At 61.4% G+C, this 24,496-nt stretch carries 21 protein-coding genes; 8 read left to right on the forward strand and 13 right to left on the reverse strand.

The features are described 5' to 3' along the window. Positions 1-66 precede the first annotated feature (66 nt). From N2A98_RS14005 to iolC, 6 genes are all read right to left on the reverse strand, one after another. Positions 67-1,077 carry a Gfo/Idh/MocA family oxidoreductase gene (locus tag N2A98_RS14005; RefSeq protein WP_044274092.1) on the reverse strand — a complete coding sequence of 337 codons (1,011 nt, stop codon included), beginning with the start codon at positions 1,075-1,077 and terminating at the stop codon, positions 67-69. A gap of 19 nt (positions 1,078-1,096) precedes the next feature. Beyond that, positions 1,097-3,028 (reverse strand): 3D-(3,5/4)-trihydroxycyclohexane-1,2-dione acylhydrolase (decyclizing), encoded by a 1,932-nt coding sequence (gene iolD, locus N2A98_RS14010; protein WP_275622156.1) that lies wholly within the window; start codon positions 3,026-3,028, stop codon positions 1,097-1,099. 148 nt (positions 3,029-3,176) lie between these two features. Next, positions 3,177-3,998, reverse strand: coding sequence for a TIM barrel protein (locus N2A98_RS14015; RefSeq protein ID WP_047711016.1), 822 nt, complete (start codon positions 3,996-3,998; stop codon positions 3,177-3,179). 26 nt (positions 3,999-4,024) lie between these two features. Continuing rightward, positions 4,025-4,813 carry a 5-deoxy-glucuronate isomerase gene (gene iolB / locus N2A98_RS14020; protein WP_044274097.1) on the reverse strand — a complete coding sequence of 263 codons (789 nt, stop codon included), beginning with the start codon at positions 4,811-4,813 and terminating at the stop codon, positions 4,025-4,027. A 3-nt stretch (positions 4,814-4,816) separates the two neighbouring features. Then, entirely contained in the window at positions 4,817-5,704 is an 888-nt protein-coding gene (iolE, locus tag N2A98_RS14025; RefSeq protein WP_047711017.1) for a myo-inosose-2 dehydratase, read from the reverse strand. Between the two features lie 149 nt (positions 5,705-5,853). Further along, positions 5,854-7,791: a 5-dehydro-2-deoxygluconokinase gene (gene iolC, locus N2A98_RS14030; RefSeq protein ID WP_275622157.1), complete on the reverse strand. Its 1,938-nt coding sequence runs from the start codon at positions 7,789-7,791 to the stop codon at positions 5,854-5,856. Positions 7,792-8,075: 284 nt separating this feature from the next. On the opposite strand from iolC, the gene N2A98_RS14035 reads away from it, so the two are divergent. Beyond that, positions 8,076-8,984: a MurR/RpiR family transcriptional regulator gene (locus tag N2A98_RS14035; RefSeq protein ID WP_003191682.1), complete on the forward strand. Its 909-nt coding sequence runs from the start codon at positions 8,076-8,078 to the stop codon at positions 8,982-8,984. Positions 8,985-9,221: 237 nt separating this feature from the next. Here N2A98_RS14035 and N2A98_RS14040 read toward each other — a convergent pair whose 3' ends face one another. Further along, positions 9,222-10,127, reverse strand: a complete 906-nt coding sequence (locus tag N2A98_RS14040; RefSeq protein ID WP_014718774.1) for a hypothetical protein — start codon at positions 10,125-10,127, stop codon at positions 9,222-9,224. 807 nt (positions 10,128-10,934) lie between these two features. Here N2A98_RS14040 and N2A98_RS14045 point away from each other — a divergent pair. Continuing rightward, a complete protein-coding gene (locus N2A98_RS14045; protein WP_003191687.1) occupies positions 10,935-11,618 on the forward strand; it encodes a response regulator transcription factor in 684 nt (227 codons plus the stop codon). Continuing rightward, positions 11,596-12,987 carry a HAMP domain-containing sensor histidine kinase gene (locus N2A98_RS14050; protein WP_047711019.1) on the forward strand — a complete coding sequence of 464 codons (1,392 nt, stop codon included), beginning with the start codon at positions 11,596-11,598 and terminating at the stop codon, positions 12,985-12,987. Before N2A98_RS14045 ends, N2A98_RS14050 begins: the two co-directional genes overlap by 23 nt. 134 nt (positions 12,988-13,121) lie before the next feature. On the opposite strand, the gene N2A98_RS14055 is transcribed toward N2A98_RS14050, so the two are convergent. Beyond that, positions 13,122-14,723, reverse strand: a complete 1,602-nt coding sequence (locus N2A98_RS14055) for a L,D-transpeptidase family protein (RefSeq protein ID WP_275622158.1) — start codon at positions 14,721-14,723, stop codon at positions 13,122-13,124. A gap of 39 nt (positions 14,724-14,762) precedes the next feature. On the opposite strand from N2A98_RS14055, the gene N2A98_RS14060 reads away from it, so the two are divergent. Together N2A98_RS14060 and N2A98_RS14065 are read left to right on the forward strand one after the other, a co-directional pair. Next, complete coding sequence (locus N2A98_RS14060) at positions 14,763-15,491, forward strand: murein L,D-transpeptidase catalytic domain family protein (protein WP_032896994.1); 729 nt, start codon at positions 14,763-14,765, stop codon at positions 15,489-15,491. Between the two features lie 30 nt (positions 15,492-15,521). Next, complete coding sequence (locus N2A98_RS14065) at positions 15,522-16,268, forward strand: creatininase family protein (protein WP_275622159.1); 747 nt, start codon at positions 15,522-15,524, stop codon at positions 16,266-16,268. A 145-nt stretch (positions 16,269-16,413) separates the two neighbouring features. Here the strand turns inward: N2A98_RS14065 and N2A98_RS14070 are convergent, their stop codons facing one another. After that, on the reverse strand, positions 16,414-16,755 hold the full coding sequence (locus tag N2A98_RS14070; RefSeq protein ID WP_032896991.1) for a hypothetical protein: 342 nt from the start codon (positions 16,753-16,755) through the stop codon (positions 16,414-16,416). A 45-nt stretch (positions 16,756-16,800) separates the two neighbouring features. Next, positions 16,801-17,445: an ATPase gene (locus N2A98_RS14075; RefSeq protein ID WP_275622160.1), complete on the reverse strand. Its 645-nt coding sequence runs from the start codon at positions 17,443-17,445 to the stop codon at positions 16,801-16,803. Positions 17,446-17,583: 138 nt separating this feature from the next. Here N2A98_RS14075 and N2A98_RS14080 point away from each other — a divergent pair, with 138 nt between their 5' ends. Continuing rightward, positions 17,584-17,850, forward strand: a complete 267-nt coding sequence (locus N2A98_RS14080; protein WP_044274108.1) for a hypothetical protein — start codon at positions 17,584-17,586, stop codon at positions 17,848-17,850. On the opposite strand, the gene yfcF is transcribed toward N2A98_RS14080, so the two are convergent. Then, on the reverse strand, positions 17,830-18,462 hold the full coding sequence (yfcF, locus tag N2A98_RS14085) for a glutathione transferase (RefSeq protein ID WP_044274110.1): 633 nt from the start codon (positions 18,460-18,462) through the stop codon (positions 17,830-17,832). The genes N2A98_RS14080 and yfcF overlap by 21 nt on opposite strands. A 146-nt stretch (positions 18,463-18,608) precedes the next feature. Here yfcF and N2A98_RS14090 point away from each other — a divergent pair, with 146 nt between their 5' ends. Next, positions 18,609-20,048 (forward strand): hypothetical protein, encoded by a 1,440-nt coding sequence (locus tag N2A98_RS14090; RefSeq protein WP_275622161.1) that lies wholly within the window; start codon positions 18,609-18,611, stop codon positions 20,046-20,048. Here N2A98_RS14090 and N2A98_RS14095 read toward each other — a convergent pair. Then, positions 20,045-20,587: a DUF924 family protein gene (locus N2A98_RS14095; RefSeq protein WP_120248136.1), complete on the reverse strand. Its 543-nt coding sequence runs from the start codon at positions 20,585-20,587 to the stop codon at positions 20,045-20,047. The two genes, N2A98_RS14090 and N2A98_RS14095, sit on opposite strands and share 4 nt — an antisense overlap. Before the next feature lie 62 nt (positions 20,588-20,649). Between N2A98_RS14095 and N2A98_RS14100 the strand changes: the two genes are divergently transcribed. Continuing rightward, positions 20,650-21,804: a DUF1624 domain-containing protein gene (locus N2A98_RS14100; protein WP_275622162.1), complete on the forward strand. Its 1,155-nt coding sequence runs from the start codon at positions 20,650-20,652 to the stop codon at positions 21,802-21,804. Positions 21,805-21,930: 126 nt separating this feature from the next. Here N2A98_RS14100 and metE read toward each other — a convergent pair whose 3' ends face one another. Continuing rightward, the gene (gene metE, locus N2A98_RS14105; protein WP_275622163.1) at positions 21,931-24,219 is read right to left on the reverse strand and encodes a 5-methyltetrahydropteroyltriglutamate--homocysteine S-methyltransferase; all 2,289 of its coding nucleotides are present in this window, start codon (positions 24,217-24,219) and stop codon (positions 21,931-21,933) included. Positions 24,220-24,496: the final 277 nt, after the last annotated feature.

Below are 24,496 nucleotides of genomic sequence, written 5' to 3' on the forward strand. Positions count from 1 at the left end.
TCTGATAGACCGCATTCGCGAGCAAGCCCGCTCCCACACAGACTGCATTCCAATGTTGGATAGTGGTTAGCCGTAGAAGCGCGGGCGATCCGGCAGGCTGACTTTCACAATCTGCCCACTGCCCTGGGCTTGAATGCACGCATCCGCCGCCACCGCCGCCGCAAACCCATCCCAGGCCGACGGTCCGCCGACTTGCCCGGCCAGCACGCTGTCGATAAACGCCTGCAACTCCACGTCATAGGCACCGATAAAGCGATCCTTCCAATCCATCAGGATCGCATTGGACAGCTTCGCCTCGCTGCGCAGTTGCACCTGGGACGGCTCCGGCAACTTGGCGATGCCGCTCTCCCCTACCACTTCACACTGGATGTCGTAGCCGTATTGGCAGTTCACAAACACTTCCACGTCGATACGCGTGCCTTTGGCGGTTTCCAGCAGCACGATCTGCGGGTCACGCAGGTGCGCCAGCGCCTTGCTGGTCTTGCGCGGGAACACCACCTGCACGGACACGTAGTCGTCATTAAGCAGCCAACGCAGCACGTCCAGCTCATGGATCAAGGTGTCGGTGATCGCCATGCCGGTGTTGTAGTTCTCGCCCACCGTGGGGTTGCGGTGCGCGCAGTGCAGCATCAACGGCTCGCCAATCTGGCCGCTGTCGATCACCGCCTTGAGGGCGCGGTAGCCTTGGTCGTACGGGCGCATGAAACCCACCTGGACCAGGCGTTTGCCGTGGGCCACTTCGGCCTCGACAATGTTGCGGCAACCCTCGGCCGTCACCGCCAGGGGTTTCTCACAGAACACCGGTTTGCCGGCGGCAATCGCGGCCAGCACAAATTCTTCATGGCTCGGCCCCCAGGACGTCACCAGTACCGCTTCGACCTCTGGCGCGTTGATCAGCGCATGGCCGTCCGGGTACACCTCGGCGTCCAGCTTCAAGTCGGCAACGACTTGGGCGGCTTGCTCAAGGTTGATATCGGTGACGGCCACCACCTGGCTGTTGAGCAGGGCCTGGCTGCAACGACGAATATGGTCCCGGCCGATGGCGCCCGTACCGATCACTCCAAGCTTCAAAGACATACAAACACTCCTCTTGTTGTTAGTACTGCCGGGCCTTGGCCAGGTGTTCATTGAGTTTTTTTGCCGCTGCATTCGTGCGTTCACTGGTGGACACTTGCGCCACCCCCACCCGCCACCACGACAGGTAGCCGTGGACCATGGTCTTGGGCAGCACCTTGATATCGATCAGCGTGGAGACGGTTTGCGTGCGGGCATCGGCCAACGCCGCTTCCAGCTGTTCCAACGTGCTGACCTTATAGGTCTTGCAGCCATAGGCCGCCGCACTCATGGCGAAATCCACCGGCACCAGGCCACCGTCGAGCTTGCCGCTCTCGAGGTTGCGGTAGCGGAACTCGGTGCCGAAGCTGTCCATGCCATTGCCGATCTGCAAGTTGTTGATGCAACCGAACGCCATGTTGTCCAACAGCACCACGTTGATCTTGCGCCGCTCCTGAATCGAGGTGGCCAGCTCCGAGTGCAGCATCATGTAGGAGCCATCGCCAACCAGGGCGTACACCTCCTTGCCTGGCTCGGCCAGCTTCACGCCCAGGGCGGCGTTGATCTCGTAGCCCATGCATGAGTAGCCATACTCGACGTGGTAGGTGTTGACGCCCTTGCTGCGCCAGGCGCGCTGCAAATCGCCGGGCAGGCTGCCGGCGGCGGCCACGATGATTGCGTCATCAGCCAGGCGCGCATTGAGCACGCCGAGCACCGCGCTTTGGGTCAGGCACGAACCGGTCAGTTCGATGAATTCGCGCAGGACGGCACGGTCCAGGTGGTCGTCGACTTCGGGGACGAACTCATCCCCCAGGTATTGCACCTGATGCACGCGGTCCACTTCGGCGTCGAGTTGCGCCTTGGCGTCGGCGATCTGCTCGCCCCAGCCCGAGCGGTAATCGCACAGGGCAGTGGCCAGTGCTTCAAGGGCCACTTTTGCATCGGCCAGCATTTGCACACCGTCCAGTTTCAAGGCGTCGGCTGGGCTGATATTGAGGTTGAGAAACTTCACCTCGGGGTGCTTGAACAGCGATTTTGACGAGGTGGTGAAGTCGGTATAACGGGTGCCGATGCCAATAATCAGGTCGGCCTCGGGCGCCAGCAGGTTGGCCGCCAGGCAGCCGGTTTCGCCGATGCCGCCGACGTTCAGCGCATGGCTGGACACCACGGCGCTCTTGCCCGCCTGGGTTTCCGCGAAGGGAATATCGAACCGCTCGGCAAAGGCTTGCAGTACCTGGTTGGCGCCGGAGTACTTGACCCCGCCGCCGCAAATGATCAGCGGCTTGCGCTTGCCGCGAAACGCCGCCAGCGCGTCATCGAGCATGGCGCGGGTGGCCGGGCGTCGGTCGATGCGGTGCACGCGTTTTTGCAGGAAGTAGTCGGGGTAGTCCCAGGCTTCGGCTTGTACATCCTGGGGCAAGGCCAGTGTTACCGCACCGGTTTCGGCCGGGTCGGTCAGCACGCGCATCGCGTGTATCGCCGCGGTCATCAGTTGCTCGGGGCGGTTGATGCGGTCCCAGTACTTGCTCACGGAACGGAAGGCGTCGTTGGTGCTGATGCTCAGGTCGTGGAACTGCTCGATCTGCTGCAACACCGGGTCGGGCTGGCGGCTGGCATACACATCGCCGGGCAGCAACAGCAACGGGATGCGGTTGGCGGTGGCAGTGGCTGCGGCGGTGAGCATATTGGCCGCACCCGGCCCGACCGAGGCCGTGCATGCATAGATCTTGCGGCGAAGGTGTTGCTTGGCAAACCCGATGGCGGCATGAGCCATGCCTTGCTCATTGCGGCCCTGATGCACCACCAGGTCGCCGCTGTCCTGCTCCAGGGCCTGGCCAAGGCCCAACACATTGCCATGCCCGAAAATAGTGAATACCCCGGCGACAAACTTGCTCTGTACGCCGTCGACTTCGATGTATTGGTTATCCAGGAACTTCACCAGGGCCTGGGCCATGGTCAATCTTGTTGTGGTCATCACTTGCACCTTGTGTGAATGCAATTGGAATGTTCTACACCGATCCACTGTGGGAGCTGGCTTGCCTGCGATAGCGGTCTATCAGTTGCACAGGTATTGCCTGACACACCGCTATCGCAGGCAAGCCAGCTCCCACATTTTGATCGCGTTATGGCAGGGGCTTTTGCAAATACGCCATGCTGCTGCCCAACGCCTGCCGGATATCCGCCAACCCATGCACGCTTTCGGCAAACGGCTCGAACGACAAATAGCCGCTGTAGCCGGTGCTCAGCAAGGTCTCGATCTGCGCCGCATTGCCGAGGATATCGTCCTCGCCCACCAACACGCGGTGGCCGTCGCGGATCGAGTCGAGCGGCGCCTCGCGGTCTTCCACTCCGGAGATATGCACCAGGCCGGTCAGTTCCGGGAAAAACTCATGCTCGCCGGCCAGGTGATGGTGAAAGGTGTCGTGCACCACCCGGAATACATCCAGGCCACCGATGGCCTTGATGGCATCCACTGCCACGCGCTTGCGGCGCAGAGCGGATACCGTGAAGCCCAGGGGCTCGATGAAACCGAGAATCCCGTACTCGCGCAGGATCAACGCCAGCTCGCTCAACGCCGTGCGCAAACCGGCGGCGCGCTGCGCATCGTTGCGCGTATCGCCAGGCTGATTGAACGGGCACATCACCAAGCCTTGGGCGCCGCACTCACGGGCGTAGGTGGCCAGTTCGATTGCCTGGGCACGGCGTTCGTCGTTCCACACATCAAAGGGGTACAGCGCGTTGATCGACAGCACCTTGATGCCCTGCGCCGCGCACAACTCGCGCACGCGGCTGGCGGGTGTGCCGTATTCGATTTCGCGGTTCTTGAGGTCGTTGCGGATCTCGATGGCCTCGCAGTTGAGGGCCGCCGCCAACTGAATAAAATCCGGCAACGACAGGTGGGGGGCGACCATGCGGTTAAGGGCAAAACGTAGCGGCGACTTCATTGTTTTTGTTCTCCGTCCAACACCGTTTAGAGGTCCAGCAGCCAGCTGTGCTGCGGGTCGTTATGGAAATGCCAGGCGCGCTTGGGGCCGGCCATCACGTTCAGGTAATAAGACTCGTAGCCGTACGGCACGCTGACCGGGTGATAGCCCTTGGGCACCACCACCAGGTCGCTGTTTTCCACGGCCATGGCCTGGTCGATGCTGCGATCGTCGGTGTACACGCGCTGGAATACAAAGCCCTGGGGCGGGTTGATCTGGTGGTAGTAGGTCTCTTCCAGGAAGCTCTGGTGCGGCAGGTCGTCGGTGTCGTGCTTGTGCGGTGGGTAGCTGGAGGAATGCCCCGACGGCGTGCGCACTTCCACCACCAGCAGCGAATGGGCCGGCTCGCTGTCGGGCAGGATGTCGCACACGTAACGGGTATTGGCGCCCTTGCCGCGCACACTGCGTTTGCACTGTTCCGGACGGATCAGGCGCGGAGCGAAACCCTCGGCGCCCGGGGCGGCGCAGACAGCGATCTGCACATCGCTCAAGGCGCTGATCTGCGCATCGGTGCCCGGCGGCAGGTAGGCGGCGAACGGCGATTTGTCCTCGAACACCGACTGGCGATCACCGAGGTTCTGCCAACTGAAGCCTTGGCCTTCGATCGTCACCCGACCGCTGAGCAACACCAGGCACAGCTCCTGATCACCTGCGCTGACCGGCAGGGTTTCGCCCAGGCTCAAACGGTAGGCGGCAAAGCCCACATACTCTAGGCGCCCCGCTTCCAGCGCCACCATGGTTTGCCCGCGTTTGCTGCTTTTGACCAACAAGCTCATCACTCAAGTCCTCTGGTTGAGAAGCGCACGCAGGGTGTCGTAACCCTTCTTGGCGTAGATATAGCTGGGCGCCACGGCCGGGTCCTGCTCGGCCTCTACCACCAGCCAGCCCTCGTAGTTCGCTGCAAGCAACACATCCAGCAACGGTGCGAAGTCGATATCTCCATCGCCGGGCACGGTAAAGGTGCCGTTGACGATGCAGTCCGGGAAGCTCCACATCTGGTTACGCGCCAGTTGCACCACGGGTTTGCGTACGTCCTTGAAATGCACATGGCAGACGCGGTCGATATGCTTGCGCAGCACCTCGAGGGGTTCACCGCCGCCCATGTAGCAGTGGCCCGAATCGAACAGCAAGCCGACTTCCGGGCCCGTGCGTTTGATCAACTGGTCGATGTCGTCGGGGGATTCGACGTAGGCGCCCATATGGTGGTGGTAGGCCAGACGCACGCCCTGGGACAAGGTGAAGCGCGCCAGTTCAGTGAGCTTGTCGGCGTAAGCCTGCCAGGCCTGTTCACTGTGAAAACGCGGGCGCTCGATCAGGCGGATGCGCGAGCCCTGGATCGAGTCGGCCACTTCGCCGTATACCAGCACCGAGGCGCCGTTGTGTTTGAGCAGTTCGACATGGCCGGCAATGGCCTCGATTTCTTCAGCCACCGAGCGGCGGGCCAGGCGGCTGGAGTACCAACCGGACACCAGCGCCAGGTCATAGGGGCGCAACACGTCAGCGACGCCCTGGGCATCCTTGGGGAACTTGCCGTTGAGTTCAAAACCTTCGTAGCCGATGTCCTTGCCTTCGCTCAGGGCCGTGCTCAGCGGGGTCTCACCGCCGAGGGCCGGGAGGTCGTCGTTGCTCCAGGAGATCGGGTTGATGCCAATTCGGATTGCGGGCATGGCTGCACCTTTATTATTCAAGTCGCGTCTCAACTGTAGGAGCGAGCTTGCTTGCGAAAAACGCAAGGGCAGCGCGTTTCGCCAGAATGCCCGTGTAATCGTTAACGATCTTCGCGAGCAAGCTCGCTCCTACAGATATCGGTCATGTATCAGGTTCGGGCGTTGAGCCAGGCGTTGATGAGTTGTTCGAAGGTCGCTTGCACCTGCTGGATCAGCGTTTCGTCATCAATCTCCCCGGCCATCCACGCCCGGCTCGGCTCGTGGAAGATCGTGCGGCCCACGGCAAACCCACGGCAGGTGCTGCTCTGGCTGGCCTGCTTGAAGCCATCGGCGAGAAATTCGGGGGACGCATTCAGGCCCAGCAACACCACACCACGGCAGTAGGGGTCGCGTTCCTGGATCAGTTCGTCGAGCTTTTTCCAGTCTGCGGCCGACTGGGTTTCGATCTTCCACCAGGCCGGGTAGATGCCCAGGTTGTAGAGGCGCTTGAGGCTGCGGTAGAGCACGTCCGGGTAGGTGGACGGGTGATCCTTGGGCGGGATGACTTCCAGCAGCAGTTCGTGGCCACTGACCAGCGAAGCCTCGTACACCGCCTTGAGTTGCGCTTCCTGCTCCAGGCGCAGCATCGGCTCGTCATCGGGGTGAAATTGCACCAGGCACTTGATGATGTGTTCCTGGGGCCAGGCAATCAGGTTGCTGCCAATCGAGCGCCCGTGCTCGAACGCCAGGGGCCGCGAGTTCTGCACTTCCACCGGGCGGGCGATCCACCAGCCGCGACCGCTGGCGGCGTTGAGTGCATCCTGGCCAAAGCGTTGGTCGGCGAGCAGGCCCACATCGGCCTCGACGCCCTGCTCGCTGAGTTTGCGCTCCACGCGTTCGATGGCCTGGATAAACAACTGCTTGATGTCGCTGATACGCTCAGGGGCCTGGCCGCCTTTTTGCGCCAGTTCCACCAATTGCCAGCGGTGGTCGAAGGCAAACACGAACAGTTGCTTCCAGGCCTTGCGCGGCACCGTGACACGGTGCAGGCGTTGCAGGGTCACGTCCTGGTCCGGCCGGGTGATGGGCACGGGGCTGTTGAACAGGTAATCGAGTTCGGCAGGTGTCGGCATCGCTGGCGCGCAGGCGTGGCGAGACACCACCAGGCCGCCACAGGCATTGGCCAACTGGCTGCAACGCTCATCGCTGGCATCCTTGATCCAGCCGCTGAGAAAGCCCGACATAAAGGCATCACCGGCGCCCAGCACGTTGAGCACTTCAACCCGTACACCGGGGTAGATCGCCCCGTCTTCCAGGCGCGCGGGAATCGCGCCGTGGATCACCGTGCAGCCCTGGGGGCCGAGCTTGACCACCAGGGTCGCCGGTGTCAGTTCACGCACGGTGCGCAGGGCCGTGAGCAGGTCTTCGCTGCCTCCGGCGATGAGGAATTCTTCTTCGGTGCCGACGATCAGGTCAAAGCGCGGCAGGATCTTCTGCACATGCTGGCTGACATTCTGGTCGGCAACAAAACGAGTTTCGCCATCGGCCTTGCCGGCCAGGCCCCACAACACGGGGCGATAGTCGATGTCCAGCACGCGCTTGACGTTGTGCTTGGCCGCATAATCCAAGGCCTGGAGGCTGGCTTTGTACACGTCGTCGGTGGAGAAATGCGTACCGGTGATCAACAGCGCCTTGCTGGAGGCAATAAAGGCTTCGCTAATGTCTTCGGCGCGCAGGGCCATGTCGGCGCAGTTTTCGCGGTAGAACACCAGGGGGAAGGTTTCGCGGTCCTTGAGGCCCAGCAGGACCAAGGCGGTGAGGCGCTCCGGGTCGACCTTGATGCCGCTGACATCACAGCCTTCGCGGGCCAGGGATTCCACCAGGAAACGGCCCATATGGTCATCGCCCACCCGGCTCAGCATTGCCGACTTGAGCCCAAGCCTGGCCGTGCCGAAAGCGATATTGGCGGAGGAACCGCCGAGGTACTTGGCGAAGCTGGACACATCTTCAAGCCGCGCACCGACTTGCTGCGCATAGAGATCGACGCCCAGGCGCCCGAGGCAAATCAGATCCAATTGACGCCCACTGGCAAAACGAGTCTGGCCCATGCTGGCTCCTGTTATTTTTATCAGCCTGCGTTGTGCCGCCGGGGCGACGGCAAACGCTCTTGGTGGGAGCAGACTAGAACGTACGCAGGCAGCAATCAATATTTATTCCATATTTATTTTTAGTGGAATATTTTTTCCAATAACCCAGGATAGTGGCACGCCAGCGCCCATGCATCGTTTCAGCAGGCCACGCGGCCCGTGATGCCGGGGTATTTTTTTGCGCCTACCCTGTAGACTTGCGCCACCTATCAGCGCATCAGACGAACACGCCAGAAGGATTGCCCATGTCCCGCACCGATCCCGAGACCACCCTGGAAGAAACTGTCGCCAGCCCTCCGGTCAATGCCGAACGCCTGTTGCAGCTGATCACCGACGAATACGAGAGCCTGCCGCGTCAGCTCAAACGCATCGCCAGTTACATGAGCCAGCAGAGCGACCGGATCATGGTCGACCGCATCAGCGACATCGCCCGGGAATGCGAAGTGCACCCCTCGGCCATCGTGCGGTTTTCCCAGCGTTTCGGCTTCAGTGGGTTCAGTGAGATGCAGGCGCTGTTTCGCGAGGCGTATACCCACAAGACCACGCCGGTGCAGAACTACCAGCAGCGCATCCGCAGCATGATCGCCAACAAGTCGCAGAAGGCCAGCGGCGGCGACCTGGCGCGTGAGTGCGTCAACGCCACCTTGTCGGGCATCGAACGCCTGGGGTTGGAGTTGGACGACGCTGCCTTCGAGAAAGCCGTGGACCTGGTGGTCAATGCCGACAACATTTACGTGGTTGGCGTGCGCCGCTCTTTTGCAGTGGCCGACTACCTGGTCTACAACCTGCAGCACACCAACAAGCGCATCCACTTGATCTCGGGGCTAGGCGGCAGTTATCGCGAGCAGATGCGCAGCGTGCGCGCCAATGACCTGGTGATCGCGATCAGTTTCACGCCCTACGGCAAAGAGACCCAGCACTGCCTGCGCATCGCGCAGCATCACCAGGCCAAGACCCTGATCATTACCGACAGCAACCTGTCGCCCCTGGCCAAGCGGGCGAACGCGGTGCTGTTGGTCAATGAAGGCTCTTCGTTTGCTTTCCGCTCGTTGAGCGCCACCCTGTGCCTGTGCCAGGCGTTGTTTATTGCGGTGGCGTATCGGTTGGAATTGAAGGTGGATGAAATCCATGAGCAGGTAGGATTCGACGACTGACAAGGCTTGCTCTATTTGCCCTCTGTAGGAGCGAGCTTGCTCGCGAAAAACCACAACGATAACGGGTACTCCCTGAGGGAACGTGGCGCCTGTGAGTTTTTCGCGAGCAAGCTCGCTCCTACAAGGGGGAGCGAGCCAGGAGTGGGTTTAGTGCATGAAGATCGCGATCAGGATGATCACTGGAATCGGCACGCCGAGGAACCACAGCAGTAATGAGCGCATCATGTTCTCCTTGAATTAACGAACGTAGTTTTCGGTTTCGACGTACACCACGGCATCCCGGCGGCGACCGCCGAAGGTAGCGGCGAAGCTGGCGAAGAACGCCCCGATGAGCAGCGCTACAAAGGTCCACAGCGAGGTGTAGGCCGCCACTTTCGCTGCGGTTTCAGCAGCTTGCTTGGCTTTGAGCTTGGCGTCTTCGACGGCTTTGCGCGCATCGCCATAGACCTTGTCGATGCGGGCTTCGGCATCGGCCTGGCTCAGGTTGGTACGTTGGCTGATCAGTTGGGCCAGGTAGGCACGATCTTCCGCTGCCAGTTGGCCGTCGTTGCTCAACGTACGCGTCAGGATGCGACCGACTACGGCGTGGGCTGCATCATCGCTGACCGCCGCGGGGCGATCATCGCGGAACAGGCTGTCGACGTAATAACCGAAGTCACCGCTGTCGGCGCCCTTGGCCGCACTGCCCGCCGCCTGGGTGAGGCCGCTGGCGGCGCCCGATGCCACACTTGCACCCGCTTTCACGCCGCCGCTGACCACACTGCTGACCGAACCGACCACCAGCATCGCCGTGATCAAGGTGGCCACTGCCCACGCCAGGAAGCCATGGGCGGTATCGCGAAAGTACACCTCGTCGCCGTGCATATTGGCCCACTTCACCCGCAACCGACCGGCGATGTAACCGCCCAGGCCAGAAGCGACAATCTGGGTGAACGCCAGCCAGACAATCGTGGAAATGCCAAGGCCCTTGGCGCTGATACCGCTGTCCGCCCACGGCGACACCGCCGAGAAGCCCAGGCCGAAACCCAGCAACACCAGGATCAATGACAAGGCAGCCGCCGCAGCGGCCCCGGCAAAAATCGCCCCCCAGGAAACCCCGGAGAGCGTGCTTGACTCTTGCAGCGTGGATGAGGATGTGATCATTGTTGTTTTGCTCCAGGCACGAAAAATGATGTTACAAGTCTCAAAACGGACAGTGCAGGCAGCGTGCCAGCTGCGAATGAAATTAAATTCCTTTAACTTCAATGGTTTATTTAAATTGAACTTAGCCAGATCATGCAGGTTGCAATAAACGACGATATCAGGCGGGCGTAATGCACTCCCCTGTGGGCTGGCTTGCCTACGATAGCCATAGGTCTCTACACAACTTTGTAGCCTGTAGCAGCCAACGGTAACCACGATGCGAAGCGAGCCGCTCTTGATCTTGATCTGCTTTTGATCTTGATTTCAGGCGCCCCGTTAAACCACGCTGGCCGGAATTCGACAGGGATTTGGGGGGGTAAACCGGCAGGGATGCCGGTTTAGCCGCCCCGCGCCATGGATGGCGCGTGGCGGCGGCCCCCCAAATCACTGGCGGATTACGGGCACACCGAGCCTGGGCGAGGTGCCGAGTGGTGGGGCAAGAGCGCTTTGCTTACTTTCGCGCTTTTCGAAAGTGAGCCGCCGTCAGGGCGGAACCCTAGGTGGCCGTTACCTAAATAACGGATATGTACCCGGTCCAACTGTGTTGACTGCCAGGCCGCCTTCGCGAGCAAGCCCGCTCCCACAGTTGGATTGTGGGGTGTCAGGTAGAGAAGTGTCGGCTGGTAGGCCGCCATCGCAGGCAAGCCAGCTCCCACAGCGTTCGATGTAGTGTCAGTTTCAGGAAGATGAAGTTTTATTTAGGAAACATTCAGCAACTTCTTGGCAAAATGTCGCCACTTCTAGTGTGAACGCTCACCAGGTAATCCTATGACCCGCATTTTGACCATCGAGGATGACGCCGTAACGGCCCGCGAGATTGTCGCCGAGCTGAGTAGCCATGGACTGGACGTAGATTGGGTGGACAACGGCCGCGAGGGCCTGGTCCGCGCTGTGAGTGGTGATTACGACCTGATCACCCTCGACCGCATGCTGCCCGAACTCGATGGCCTGGCCATCGTCACCACGTTGCGCACCATTGGGGTGTCTACGCCGATCCTGATGATCAGCGCCCTCTCCGATGTCGACGAGCGCGTGCGTGGCCTGCGTGCTGGCGGCGATGACTACCTGACCAAGCCGTTCGCCTCGGATGAAATGGCCGCCCGTGTCGAAGTGCTGCTGCGGCGCAAAAGCACGGTCCAGGAGTTCGAAACCGCCCTGCGCGTGGCCGACCTGGAACTGAACCTGATCAGCCGCGAAGCCAGCCGTGCCGACCAGCCGCTGACCCTGCTGCCCACCGAATACAAACTGCTTGAATTCCTGATGCGCAACACCGGGCAGATCCTGTCGCGGATGATGATTTTCGAGGAAGTCTGGGGCTATCACTTCGACCCCGGCACCAACCTGATCGACGTGCACATTGGCCGTCTGCGCAAAAAAATCGACCCACCGGGCCTCACGCCGCTGATCCGCACGGTACGAGGCTCGGGTTATGTCATTGCTGAACCCCTCTAAAGGCTGGCGCTCTTCCAGCAGCCGCTTGCTGGCGCTGTACAGTTCGTTGTTCGTGGCCTGGAGCTGCATCCTCATGGGGGTGCTGTACTACGAGGTGTCGGGCTACCTCAGCGACTTGTCGCGCCACTCCCTGCTGCAACGCCAGCACCTGTTCCAGCGTTTTGACGGCGAAGAGCTGGTGGAAGCGCTCACCACCAGCATGACCTTCGACATGAAGGGCGTGGACGCCTATGGCCTGTTCGATGAGCAATTTCGCCCACTGAGCGGGCCGATCCGCGCCGTACCACCCGACCTGCCGCTGGACGGCAAGATCCACGCCCTGACCAATTGCGTGCAATCCGATGACCCCAAACTGCCCAAGGACAGTTGCGACGCGGTGGCCACCCACACCGAAGACGGCCGCTGGCTGGTGTTGGTGCGCGCCAACGGCTCGTTGTTCGGGGTCACACGGATTATCTGGCACGCCCTGCTGTGGGCGCTGTCCTTGACCATCATCCCCGGCGCTGCCGGCTGGCACCTGCTGCGCCGTCGCCCGTTGCGGCGCATTCGCGGGATCCAGGCAAGCGCCGAGGCCATCGTCGCCGGCGACCTCACGCACCGCCTGCCGCTGTCCGACCGGCGCGACGAGCTGGACATGCTCGCCGCCATCGTCAACGCCATGCTCGACCGCATCGAAAAACTGATGAACGAGGTCAAGGGCGTGTGCGACAACATCGCCCACGACCTGCGCACCCCGCTCACCCGCTTGCGCGCCCAGCTTTACCGCATCAAGCAACAAGCCGAGGAAGACTCGGCCCACGCGGTAAAACTCGATGACGCCATCGCCGAAACCGACACGCTGATGGCGCGCTTTCGCGGACTGCTGCGCATCTCGGAACTGGAAGACCACCAGCGCCGCTCGGGCTTCCTGGTGCTGGACCCGCTGCCGTTGCTGCGCGAGCTGCATGACTTCTACCTACCCCTGGCCGAAGAAGGCGAACTGGAATTGGTGTTACAGGCGCCCGACTCACTGCCGTGGATTACCGGTGACCGTGCGCTGTTGTTTGAAGCCCTGGCCAACCTGCTGAGTAACTCGATCAAGTTCACCCCGCCCAAGGGCAAGGTGATCCTGCGGGCAGTCAACGACCTGGGCAGTACGCGCATCGAAGTGCTCGACTCCGGGCCAGGCATTCCGGCCGCCGAGCGCGCGTCGGTGTTCCAGCGCTTCTATCGGGTCGATGAGAGTGATCAGCAAGGCGGGTTTGGTTTGGGACTGTCGATTGTGGCGGCGATCATCAACTTGCATGGCTTCAAGCTGGAGGTCGGCACCAGTGAGTTGGGCGGCGCCTGCTTGGTGCTCGAATGCCGCCAGCAACTGATGCCGGAATAGAACCCTAACGCAATGTAGGAGCGAGCTTGCTCGCGAAAAACTCACGGGCGCCGCGTTTATTCAGGAAGCGCGCGTTATCGTTGGCGTTTTTCGCGAGCAAGCTCGCTCCTACATGCGTATCAAGACCATGGGCGCTATAACACGCTGCCCATGGCCTTGATCAACGCCGGGTCACGCGCATAAATATCCGGCGCGTACACCAACTCGCCCTGGCGATCCACTTCCACGGTCCAATACCCCAACAGCACCGGGACCGGCGTGGCCAGCCTGAACTCATGGGTTTCGCCGGTCGCCAGCAGCTCGTCGGTGCGGGTGCGTTCGGCCGGCGTTACCAGCAGGTCGCGCAATAACAACGGTTGCTCGACCCGCACGCATCCGGAACTGAACGCCCGCGGGCCCTTGGTGAACAAGGGTTGGCTGGGGGTGTCGTGCAGGTACACCGAATACGGGTTGGGAAAGCGCATCACAATCTTGCCCAACGGGTTACGCGGGCCGGCCTGCTGGCGCAGCAGGATATTGCCCGGGCGTGCCCAGTCGACCTGGTCGGGGGTCAACGGGTGACCTTCGGCGTCGAGCACTTGCAGGTTTTGCTGGCGCAGGTATTCAGGGTTGAGACGGATGGCCGGCAGCTTGTCCTCGCGCATGATGGTCGGCGGGATGGTCCAGGTGGGGTTGAGGGTCAGCCGGGTGATGCGCGACTTGAGCAACGGCGTCTGGCGTTCGGCACGGCCTACTTGCAGGCGGGTTTGCCACACCGGGATGCCGCTCTGGTACACGCTCAGCTGCGCGGCGGCCACATTGACCACGACGCCTTCAGGCTCCAGGTCCTGGGCCAGCCAACGGAAACGCTCCAGGTTGATGCGCAGCTGTTCACGACGCATCGTCGGGCTGATATTGAGTTCGGCCACGGTGCCGGCGCCGATCACGCCGTCGGCCTGCAACGAGTGACTGAGCTGGAAGGCCTTCACCGCTTTAACCAGTTCGCCCTGATATTGCTTGCCGTTGCCGCTGGGCAACTGGGCCAGGTAGCCACCGCTGTGCAGGCGCCGCGCCAACTCCGGCACGCGGGGGTCGTTCATCCCCGGGCGCAACAGCGCGCCCTCGGCGACCGGGTCCCACTGGGGCAGCGGTTGCTGGCGCACGCCAGCGTAGGCATTGCGCAGGCTGCGGTACAAATCGGCGCTGGGCCGCGCCTGATCGAAAGCTTGGGCCATGTCGTGCAGGCCGGTGGCGGCGAACGCCAGTACCTCGGCATTCGGGTCGCCACTGGGTGGCTGGGAATGCCAGAGGGGCTCAAAACGCGATTGCTGCAGGCGCCCGTAGTGCAAATCCTGCAGAGCTTGCAGGTACTGCTGGCTGTTGGCGATATCGCTGCACAGTACGTTGGCCGTTGCATCCGCCGCAGGCAAGCTATAGTGGGTGGGGTCCAGGCCATCGTCGGCAAGCATCAGCAACTGGGCATGCAAGGCTTGCCGGCGTTCGTCAGCCGCCCATAGCGGGGCATCGCCCTGCTGCTGGTAAAAGGCTTGCAGGCGCGCCAACGCGGCGGCATCGATACGCGGCGCAAGCTGCGGGCAGACACTGGTCAACTGCGCCAAGGCCTGTTGCAGCGGCGCCAACGCGACCGGTGCGGGGGTGGTGACGGGCAAGGGTTCAACCGGCAGCGTTTGGGCTGTAGCGACCAATGGTGCAACGAGCAGGCAAATGCTCAAGTAACATGCGTGTTTTTTGAACAATTGACTTAGCTCCACTCCACAGCGGGGACTCGACTGTAGATGCTGACTTTTATACGCAGGCGCAGGCTAACCAGCCTGGGCTTGATCACCGGGTGCCTGGCTTTATTGAGCAATGTTGCGCTCGCCGCCAATGGCCCCTCTCCTTCCCTGTATAGCAGCCTGGCGCGCTCTGCTCCAGAACTCAATCCCACCGTCCTCAAAAGCGCCCTGAGCGCCGTGCAGTGCGCGGTCAATAACGGCGAGGAACGTTCCGATCGCCTAGCGGTTATTGACTACTCCCAGCCCTCGACCGCCCGTCGCCTGTGGATCTTCGACCTGCGCAAAAAGACCCTCGTTTTGCGCGACCTGGTGGCCCACGGTGCCAAGTCCGGTGAAAACTTCGCCACCCAGTTCTCCAACCTTGAAGGCAGCCATCAGTCGAGCCTGGGGTTGTTCCGCACCCAGGAAAGCTACCTGGGCGCCCATGGTTACTCGTTGCGCATGGACGGTCTGGAACCTGGCTTCAATGACCAGGCCCGCGACCGCGCCATCGTGATTCATGCCGCCGACTACGTCAGCCCGTTATGGAGCAAGCGCGAAGGCCGCATCGGCCGCAGCCAGGGTTGCCCAGCCGTGCGCCCGCAGGTCGCCCGCCAAGTGGTGGACAAGCTCAAGGACGGGCAGTTCATGTTTTCGTGGTACCCCGACCAGCGCTGGCTGAAGTCATCGACCTACCTCAATTGCAAACCCCAACAGGTGGCGAGTAGTCGTACAATCCGTGGCGGATAGCCTGTCCCCATAGATAAAAGAGAGCGTCGCATGCTTCTACACACCTCCACCTGGATCGAAATCGGGCAGTTCCTGGAACGCAGCCGCACGGTAGTGATTCCCATCGGCTCCAACGAGCAACATGGCCCCACCGGCCTGTTGGGCACTGACTGGATGTGCCCGGAGATCATCGCCCACCACGCCCAGAAGCACGCCGACATCCTCGTCGGCCCGACCTTCAATATCGGCATGGCCCAACACCACCTGGGCTTTCCCGGCACCATCTCCCTGCGCCCTTCCACCTTTATCGCCGCGATTGGCGACTGGGTGCGCTCGCTGGCCGGGCATGGTTTCGAAAAGATCCTCTTCCTCAACGGCCACGGCGGCAATATCGCCACGATTGAAGCGGCATTCTCAGAGCTGTACGCCGAAGCCAGCTTCTCCCGCCGCCCGGCCGGGTTCGCGCTTAAGCTGGTGAACTGGTGGGACCTGGAAGGCGTCACGGACCTGGCGCAGCGTCAATTCCCGGTCGGGCATGGCAGCCACGCCACGCCGTCGGAAATTGCCGTGACGCAGTGGGCGTATCCGGACTCGATCAAGTCTGCCGAGTACTCACCGCAAATCGCCAATACCGGCCCGATTCGCGAAGCCCTGGACTTCCGTGCGCGCTTCCCTGACGGCCGCATGGGCTCGGACCCGGCGTTGGCTACCGTGGAGAAAGGCGGTGAGTTGGTGGCGTTGGCGGCGCAAGGGCTGGTCAAGACCGTCGACAGCTTCAGCAACGAAGCCAAACCCTGATCCAAATAGGGCCAATACCCTGTAGGAGCGAGCTTGCTCGCGAAAGACGTCAACCATAACGCGCGCTCCCTGAATAAACGCGGCGCCTATGAGTTTTTCGCGAGCAAGCTCGCTCCTACAGGGTGGGTTTGCGTTGTGCCTGGGTTTATTTGCAATCCTGCGCGGCCTGCTCAAGCCGTGACGGCTTGATCGCCGAAGCCAACGGCTTGCGCTCGTACAGGAACACCTTGGTGCCGTCCTGGGACTTGTAGGCCTCCAGCACATCATCGGCGGCAATCTTGCTGGTCAACAGCACCTTGGCGTGGCGCGAGTTCTGGGTGACGGTCGAAGTGATGCCGTGCTTTTCCAGCTTGGGCAATACGCATTGCACATAGCCGTCGGGGGTTTTATCGGTTTGCAGGGTCAGCGATGGGGCATTGGGCGCCGTGATACAGCCGGTCAGCAATAACGAAGCACAAGCCAGGGCCGGGGCGAAGAAAGAGCGCATATACATTCCTGAAAATAACCAATAGGGTTCACAATCATTCGCGGGTCAACCTGCGCGAACCAGGGCCTTGAGCGACGCATCGAACTGCTTCAGGGCATCTTGCTGTACATCGCGCTGTTGCTCGATCAGTGCAGCAATCTCCGGGGCCGCCTTGTCGTGCACCCACACGGACGGCACGTGCTTGTCCACCGAGCCTTCGGCCTTGGCGATAAACTGCAGGTTCGCATCAAAGAAGCGTGCGACAAAGCGTGCTTCGACCCGGTCATTACGCTGGGTCAGCAATTGGTTATGGGTATCGAGCACCACCACCACATCCGGGTGCGCCTGCACCAGGGCATCCAGGCTGCTATAAACCGTCACCGAGAAAAAAGTGCCCTGCAACGAGTGCATCAACCAGTCAATCGCCAGTTCCGGGTCGGAGCTGTTGACGAACGCCTCGCGAATCCGCCCATCCAGGGCATCCTTGGCGCCGTTCAGCGCCATGGCGTGGTAGCGTTCAAGGTAGCTGAGGTTGTCGCGGGTGTTTTCACTGAACAACACCCCCACCGACTGGCCACGCTGCAGGGAGTCTACGCTACCCAACAGTGGCAGCAAATGGCCTGTACGCACTTCATCGGCCATCGCCGGGGTGGTCATGACCGCGGTGCCCAGCATCAGGGCCATCAAAGCCAACTGGATAATCGTCCTCATCGCGCATTTTCCTTGGGCTGCGTCTCGATGTGCAGATTCTGCGCGTTTGGCGAAAAAACAGAACTTGTGATCCTTGATGGTGACTATCATTTGAACCGATAGTGTCAGGCCGCCCATAAAATCTATAAGGACCCCGCCATGAAGCCCTACCAGAAAATCTTCGATCGTATCCGCGAGGCAGTACTGCCAGAGTTTCGCGAGCGAGTCGCCGACTACCTGGTCGAGTACGAAACCGTGTTGCTGGACTCACACGCCGACGCCGCGCAAAGCAGCGCCAGCGCCCATCAACTGCGCGGCTACTTGCGCGGCTTGAACACCATGCGCGTGCTGGGCATGGCCGATTGGGAAGACCTCGACCGGCGGGTTGCCCAGCATCAGCCCCAGCTAGAGCGCGGGCCGTCGTAGCTCAACCCACTCGCGCACTGACGGCCGCTGCCACTGGCGCTGCGCGTAGGCCACCAACTGCGCGGGTACGGCGTCACCGTTGAGGATCAGGCGATTGAGCATCACCGCCAGGTCCACATCGGCAATCGACCACTGGCCGCACAGGTACTCGCGGTTATCCGCCAGCAAGGCTTGCGCGGCGCTGATCAACTTGGTCGCGGCGGCTTGAGCCTCTGCTGACAATGGCGGCCTCTTCTGCCCACAGAACACCACCAGCGTCGAGCGCTCCTGGCGAATCGGCAGCAGGTCGCTGCGCAGCCACGCCTGGACCTGTCGCGCCCTCGCCCGCTGCTGTACATCCGCCGGGTACACGCTGGTCTCGGGGTAGGCCTGGTCCAGGTACTCGGTGATGGCCGAAGATTCCGACAGTGCAAAATCACCGTCTACCAGGGTCGGCACTCGCTGGGTCAGGGAGCGTTGGGCGAAATCTGCCGCTTGGTTCTGCCCGGCATCGAGGTCCAGGGTGAGGGTCTCGAACGCCAGGCCTTTTTCGCGCAAGGCGACAAACACCGACATGGCATAAGGGCTGGTAAACAGCGAATCAACGTAGAGGTGCAGCGGGCCTTGGCTCATGGGCAATCTCCTGGGGTGAGCAATAACGCTACGAGATCCGGGCCGATAAAGACAATGCAGGGTTTTTATGGGGGCATTCCTGGCGGGAATAGCGCGGGTAGTGGCAATATTATGGCTACCGCTGATTTTCAAGGAAGGAACAGCACATGAAACAAGCAGTTGTGGTTATCCACGGCATCGGTGAGCAGCGCCCAATGGACACCTTGCGCGGCTTTGTCGAAGCGATGATCCCCACGGACACCCCCGATGGCAAACCTCTGTACTGGAGCAAGCCGGATCGGCTGTCGCGCAACTTCGACCTGCGCGTACTGAAGTCCTCGGGCCGCACCTCGACAGATTTCTATGAGTACTACTGGGCCCACAAGATGCAGGGCACCAAGCTCGGCCATCTGCTGGGCTGGCTGTGGGACATCTTTAAGCGCCCGCGTCGCGACATTCCCGACGCCATCGTGCCGATCTGGCGCAGCACGCGCTGGACGGTGTTGGCGTTACTGATATTGATTGCCAGCGGCGCACTGGCCGCAGCCTGGGGTCAGTTGCCCGCCAACGACAACCCCTTCGCGCTGATCCCCCTGCTGCTCGCGGCCATGGGACTGGGGCTGCGCTATTCGGCGCTGGCGTACCTGGGAGACGCCGCGCGCTACTTAAGCCCCAACCCGCAGAACGTAATGGTGCGCGAGCAGATCCGTGCTGATGGTGTAGACCTGCTGCGCGCCCTGCACAATCAGGGTGACTACGAGCGCATCATCGTCGTGGGCCACAGCTTGGGCAGCGTGATTGCCTACGACATCGTCGGCTACCTCTGGCATGAATACCACGACCAATTGACCCAACTGAACCCCAGCAACCGTGAGCTGGCGGCCCGTTATGCCAACCGCGAACCGCTGCAACCGGTGGTCAAGGAAGCCCTGCCCGCAGCCGGCGCCTTGCTGGACGGCAGCCTGGGCAGCCTGTTGAATTTTCGTCAGCAACAGGCCGAGGCGTTCGTTGAACAGCGCGGCCTGGGCAACCCCTGGCGCATCACCGACCTGGTCACCGTCGGCAGCCCGATGGCCCACGCCAGCCTGTTGCTGGGCCGCAGCGTCAGTGACTTCCAGCAGCGCATGGAGCGCCGCGAAGCCCCAGCCTGCCCGCCTACCCCAGACGCCCAAGGCTACGGCTACAACGCCCGCCAACCGCTGATGCTCGGCCAAAAGCCCTTCACCCCGCACTACCTGCACCACGCCGCAGCCTTTGCCGTCACGCGCTGGACCAACCTGTACTTCCCTGCCCCCTTCGGCGTATTCGGCGACATCGTCGGCGGCCCGGTCAAGCCGGTGATGGGCGGTGGCGTGCTGGACTTGCCGGTGACCGTGGGCAATGGCAAAGGCTGGCTGGCCAGATCCTGGCTCAGCCACACCCATTACTGGAGCGAACGAGGCGGTACACAGGGTTACCTCAGTGCACTGGGCAAGGATGAACAGGCGATCACCCAAGGCCCGCCCCCTTCGGCCACTGAAGCGTTGCGGTGGGCGATTGACCTTAAGGGGGTACGGCGGTTTCGACGTGTTGGCGCCCAGCAAAACCTGGCGCCAGAACATGCCTAACCGGCGAAGCCACCGGCCTTGAGGAAGGCGAGCTCTTCATCGGTGCTCGCCCTGCCCAACACCCCATTGCGATGCGGAAACCGCCCGAACCGCTCAATGATATCGGCATGCTCCTTGGCCCAGTGATAGGTGCTGTCATCCAGCTGCCGGTTCAGGGCCAGAGACCGTTGCTGGTCCTGCGGATCTTCCGAATGTTCAAAAGGCAAATAGCAGAACGCACGCAATTGAGGTTCAACCTGTTGATCCAACCCCGCGTCCACCATCTTTCGCGCATACAACCGGGCCAGCGGGTCGGTGGCGAACATGTGCGCCGTGCCGCGAAAGGCGTTGCGCGGGTACTGGTCCAGCAGGATCAGTAGCGCCAGCGCGCCATCCGCCGTGGTCAACCAGTCTTCGAGTTCACGCCGCGCCGCCTGCATATGGGTGGCGTGGAAGCTGTCACGAAAGGCTGTATCGAACGCCTCGTCCTTGGCAAACCAACGCTTGGGCCCCGCCTGTTTCCAGAACGCGATTACGGCTTCGGCCGATTGTGAAGTCATGCTTACCTCGCTTAATGTTATAGAATAACGTCAATATTGTGCCTGCGTGTGATCCTCAACTTATGACTGACGCTATGACTTTACGCAAACGCCTCTTGTCCATCGATGCCCTGCGCGGGCTGGTGATCCTGTTCATGTTGCTGGACCACGTGCGGGAAACCTTCTTGCTGCACCGCCAGGTCAGCGACCCCATGAGCATTGACAGCACCGAGCCAGCGTTGTTTTTCAGCCGCACCCTCGCCCACCTGTGTGCGCCGGTGTTTGTGCTGCTTACCGGATTGTCGGCGTGGCTGTATGGCCAGAAATATCAGGGCCGTCGCGACGTGTCGGCATTCTTGTTCAAGCGCGGGCTGTTCCTGGTGGTGCTGGAGTTCACTCTGGTCAACTTCGCGTGGACCTTCCAACTGCCGCCCAGCGTGATCTATATGCAAGTGATCTGGGCCATCGGAATCAGCATGATCGCCCTTGCCGCGTTGGTCTGGCTGCCGCGTGCCTGGCTGATCGGATTGGCGCTGGTGATTATCGCCGGGCACAACCTGTTGGATGGGCTGCACTTTGCAGCGGGTTCGATGTGGCATGTGCCGTGGACGATCTTGCATGAACGCAACTGGATTGAAGTGTCTGACAACCTGCGCCTGCGCACCACCTATCCGGTGCTGCCATGGATCGGTGTGATTGCCCTGGGTTACGGCCTCGGGCCATGGTTTGCCAATGCCACGCTGCCGGCTGTGCGGCAGCGTTATTTGCTGATCGCGGGGGTGGGCGCGTTGGTGGGTTTTGGGCTGTTGCGCGCGCTTAATGGCTACGGCGAGCAGCCCTGGCAGGTGTATGACAGCGGCGTGCTGACGCTGATGAGCTTTTTCAACATCACCAAGTACCCGCCTTCGCTGTTGTTCCTGGCGTTGACCCTGGGGATTGGCTTGCTGTTGCTGCTGGCGTTTGAACGCGCCGGGCATAAGCGCTGGATCGGGGTGCTGGCGGTGTTCGGCGCGGCGCCAATGTTCTTTTATCTGTTGCACCTCTATGTATTGAAAATCCTCTATGTCGCCTGCGTCGCGCTGTTTGGCCTCAACCATGGCAATTATTTTGGCTTCGACGGGATCGGTGCGGTGTGGTTGGCAGCGCTGCTGTTGCCGATTGCCCTGTACTTGCCGGTGCGTTGGTTCGCCGGCCTGAAAGCCCGGCGGCGCGACCTGGCGTGGCTCAAATACCTCTGACCTGATGCTGGCAACTGTGGGAGCGGGCTTGCTCGCGAAGGCGGTGCGTCAGCCACTGCTGCTGTGACTGAAAGACCGCCTTCGCGAGCAAGCCCACACAGTTTTTAACCGCGCCGGGCTCAGGAATCAGGCCAGTTCGGCACGCAGTTGGCGAGCGGCGGTGACCATATGAATGAGCGCCGCCTCGGTCTCCGGCCAGCCGCGCGTCTTCAAGCCGCAATCAGGGTTCACCCATAGACGCTCTGCCGGAATCCGCTTGGCGGCCTTGCGCAGCAAATTGGCCATTTCCGAGGCATCCGGCACCCGTGGCGAGTGGATGTCGTAGACCCCCGGGCCGATCTCATTCGGGTAGGCGAAGGCTTCGAACGCGTCGAGCAGCTCCATGTCCGAGCGTGAGGTTTCGATGGTGATCACGTCGGCATCCATGGCGGCGATGGACTCGATCACGTCGTTGAATTCGCTGTAGCACATGTGGGTGTGGATCTGGGTTTCATCGCCCACGCCACTGGCGCACAGGCGGAACACTTCGGTGGCCCAGTCCAGGTAGTGCTGCCACTGCGCCTGGCGCAACGGCAAGCCTTCACGAAAGGCCGCTTCGTCGATCTGCACGATCTTGATGCCGGCCGCTTCCAGATCCACCACTTCGTCACGAATCGCCAGGGCCAGTTGCCGGGCCTGCATTTCGCGGCTCAGGTCTTCCCGTGGAAACGACCACATCAGCATGGTCACCGGGCCTGTCAGCATACCCTTCATCACTTTGTCGGTGAGGCCTTGCGCATAACGAATCCACTCCACGGTCATGGCGTTCGGGCGGCTCAAGTCGCCGACAATCACCGCGGGTTTCACACAGCGCGAACCATAGCTCTGCACCCAGCCAAACCGGGTAAACACGTAGCCATCCAGTTGCTCGGCAAAGTACTCGACCATGTCGTTACGCTCGGCTTCACCATGCACCAGCACATCCAGCCCAAGATTTTCCTGCACCTCAACCGCATGCTTGATCTCACTGTGCATGGCTTCGATGTATTCGGCTTGGCTCAACTTGCCAGCCTTATACGACTGGCGCGCCAGGCGGATCGACGCGGTCTGTGGGAACGAGCCGATGGTGGTGGTCGGGAACAGTGGCAGGTTAAGCCCGGCCCGCTGTTTTTCGATGCGCTGGGCAAATGGCGACTGACGCTGGCTATCCTGGGCAGTGATGGCGGCGACACGGGCCTGAACAGCGGGCTTATGGATACGTGACGATGCAGCACGAGCCCCCTGCACGGCGCGGCTTTCGGCCAGGGCGGCGAGTACGTCAGGTGCTGACGGCTGGTCAACCGCCTTGGCCAGTAGCGCCACTTCCGCGCACTTTTGTACGGCAAAGGCCAGCCAGCTTTTCAGTTCGGCATCCAACTGATCTTCCCGCTCAAGATCCACCGGGCTGTGCAGCAGCGAGCAGGACGGCGCGACCCACAGGCGATCGCCCAATTTCTCATGGGCATGCTGCAAGGTAGCCAGGGCTTTTTCCAGGTCGCAGCGCCACACGTTTCGGCCGTTGACCACACCCAGGGACAGCACCTTGTACGCTGGCAGGCGGTCGAGGATCGTCGGGTACTGGTCCGGCGCACGCACCAGGTCGATATGCAAGCCATCCACCGGCAGGTTCGCGGCCAGGCCGAGGTTTTCTTCCAGGCCACCGAAGTAAGTGGCCACCAATTTTTTCAGCGGGTCGCGCTGGATCAGGTTATAGGCGCGCTCAAAAGCGTTCTTCCACTCCTGGGGCAGATCAAGCGCCAGGATCGGCTCGTCGATCTGCACCCACTCCACGCCCAATTCGGCCAGGCGCTGGAAGATCTGGCCATACAACGGCAGCAGTCGTTCGAGCAGGTCGAGCTTGTCGAAGTCAGCGCCCTTGGCCTTGCCCAGCCACAAGTAGGTCAGCGGGCCGATCACCACGGGCTTGACGCGGTGCCCCAAATCGAGGGCTTCCTGGACCTCTTCGAACAGTTGGTCCCACGCCAGGTGGAATTGCTGATCGACGCTGAACTCCGGCACCAGATAGTGATAGTTGGTATCGAACCACTTGGTCATCTCCTGGGCATGGGCACCGCCGCAGCAGCTGTCGCTGACGCCACGGGCCATGGCGAACAAGGTATGCAGAGTGGCCTGGCCATCGGCCGGGCGGAACCGCTCAGGGACCACGCCGAACATCAGCGAGTGGGTCAGCACCTGGTCGTACCAGGCAAAATCACCCACCGGCAACAGTTCGATGCCGGCTTGCTGTTGAAGCGCCCAGTGGGTGCTGCGCAAATCACGGCCAACAGCGCGCAGGCCGGCTTCGTCGAGCTCACCCTTCCAGAACGCTTCCTGCGCTTTTTTCAGTTCACGATCGCGTCCAATGCGTGGAAACCCGAGGGAATGAGCGACTGCCATGACTTACAACTCCAATGGTCTGATTGATGGCGGTCATTGTCGGCAGAGGGGTGTCTTGAGACAAACTCATTTTGTTCTAGATCATCACAAGATTTACTCATGTTTAGGTGGGCTTGATATTGGCGGCGCTACTGTGGGGTTTGTGTTGCCAGGGCGGCCGTCATCGCGGCCTCGCTTAGGCTCGAGCGCTCCCACAGTTTGGGCGGGGTGATTCTTATGAACGGTCATACTTACGCCCTATGCTTAACGTGGCGCGCAAAATCCGCCGGCTAACCTT

It is taken from the genome of Pseudomonas sp. FJ2-5-13, assembly GCF_029201605.1.
Taxonomy (GTDB): Bacteria; Pseudomonadota; Gammaproteobacteria; order Pseudomonadales; family Pseudomonadaceae; genus Aquipseudomonas; species Aquipseudomonas lactis.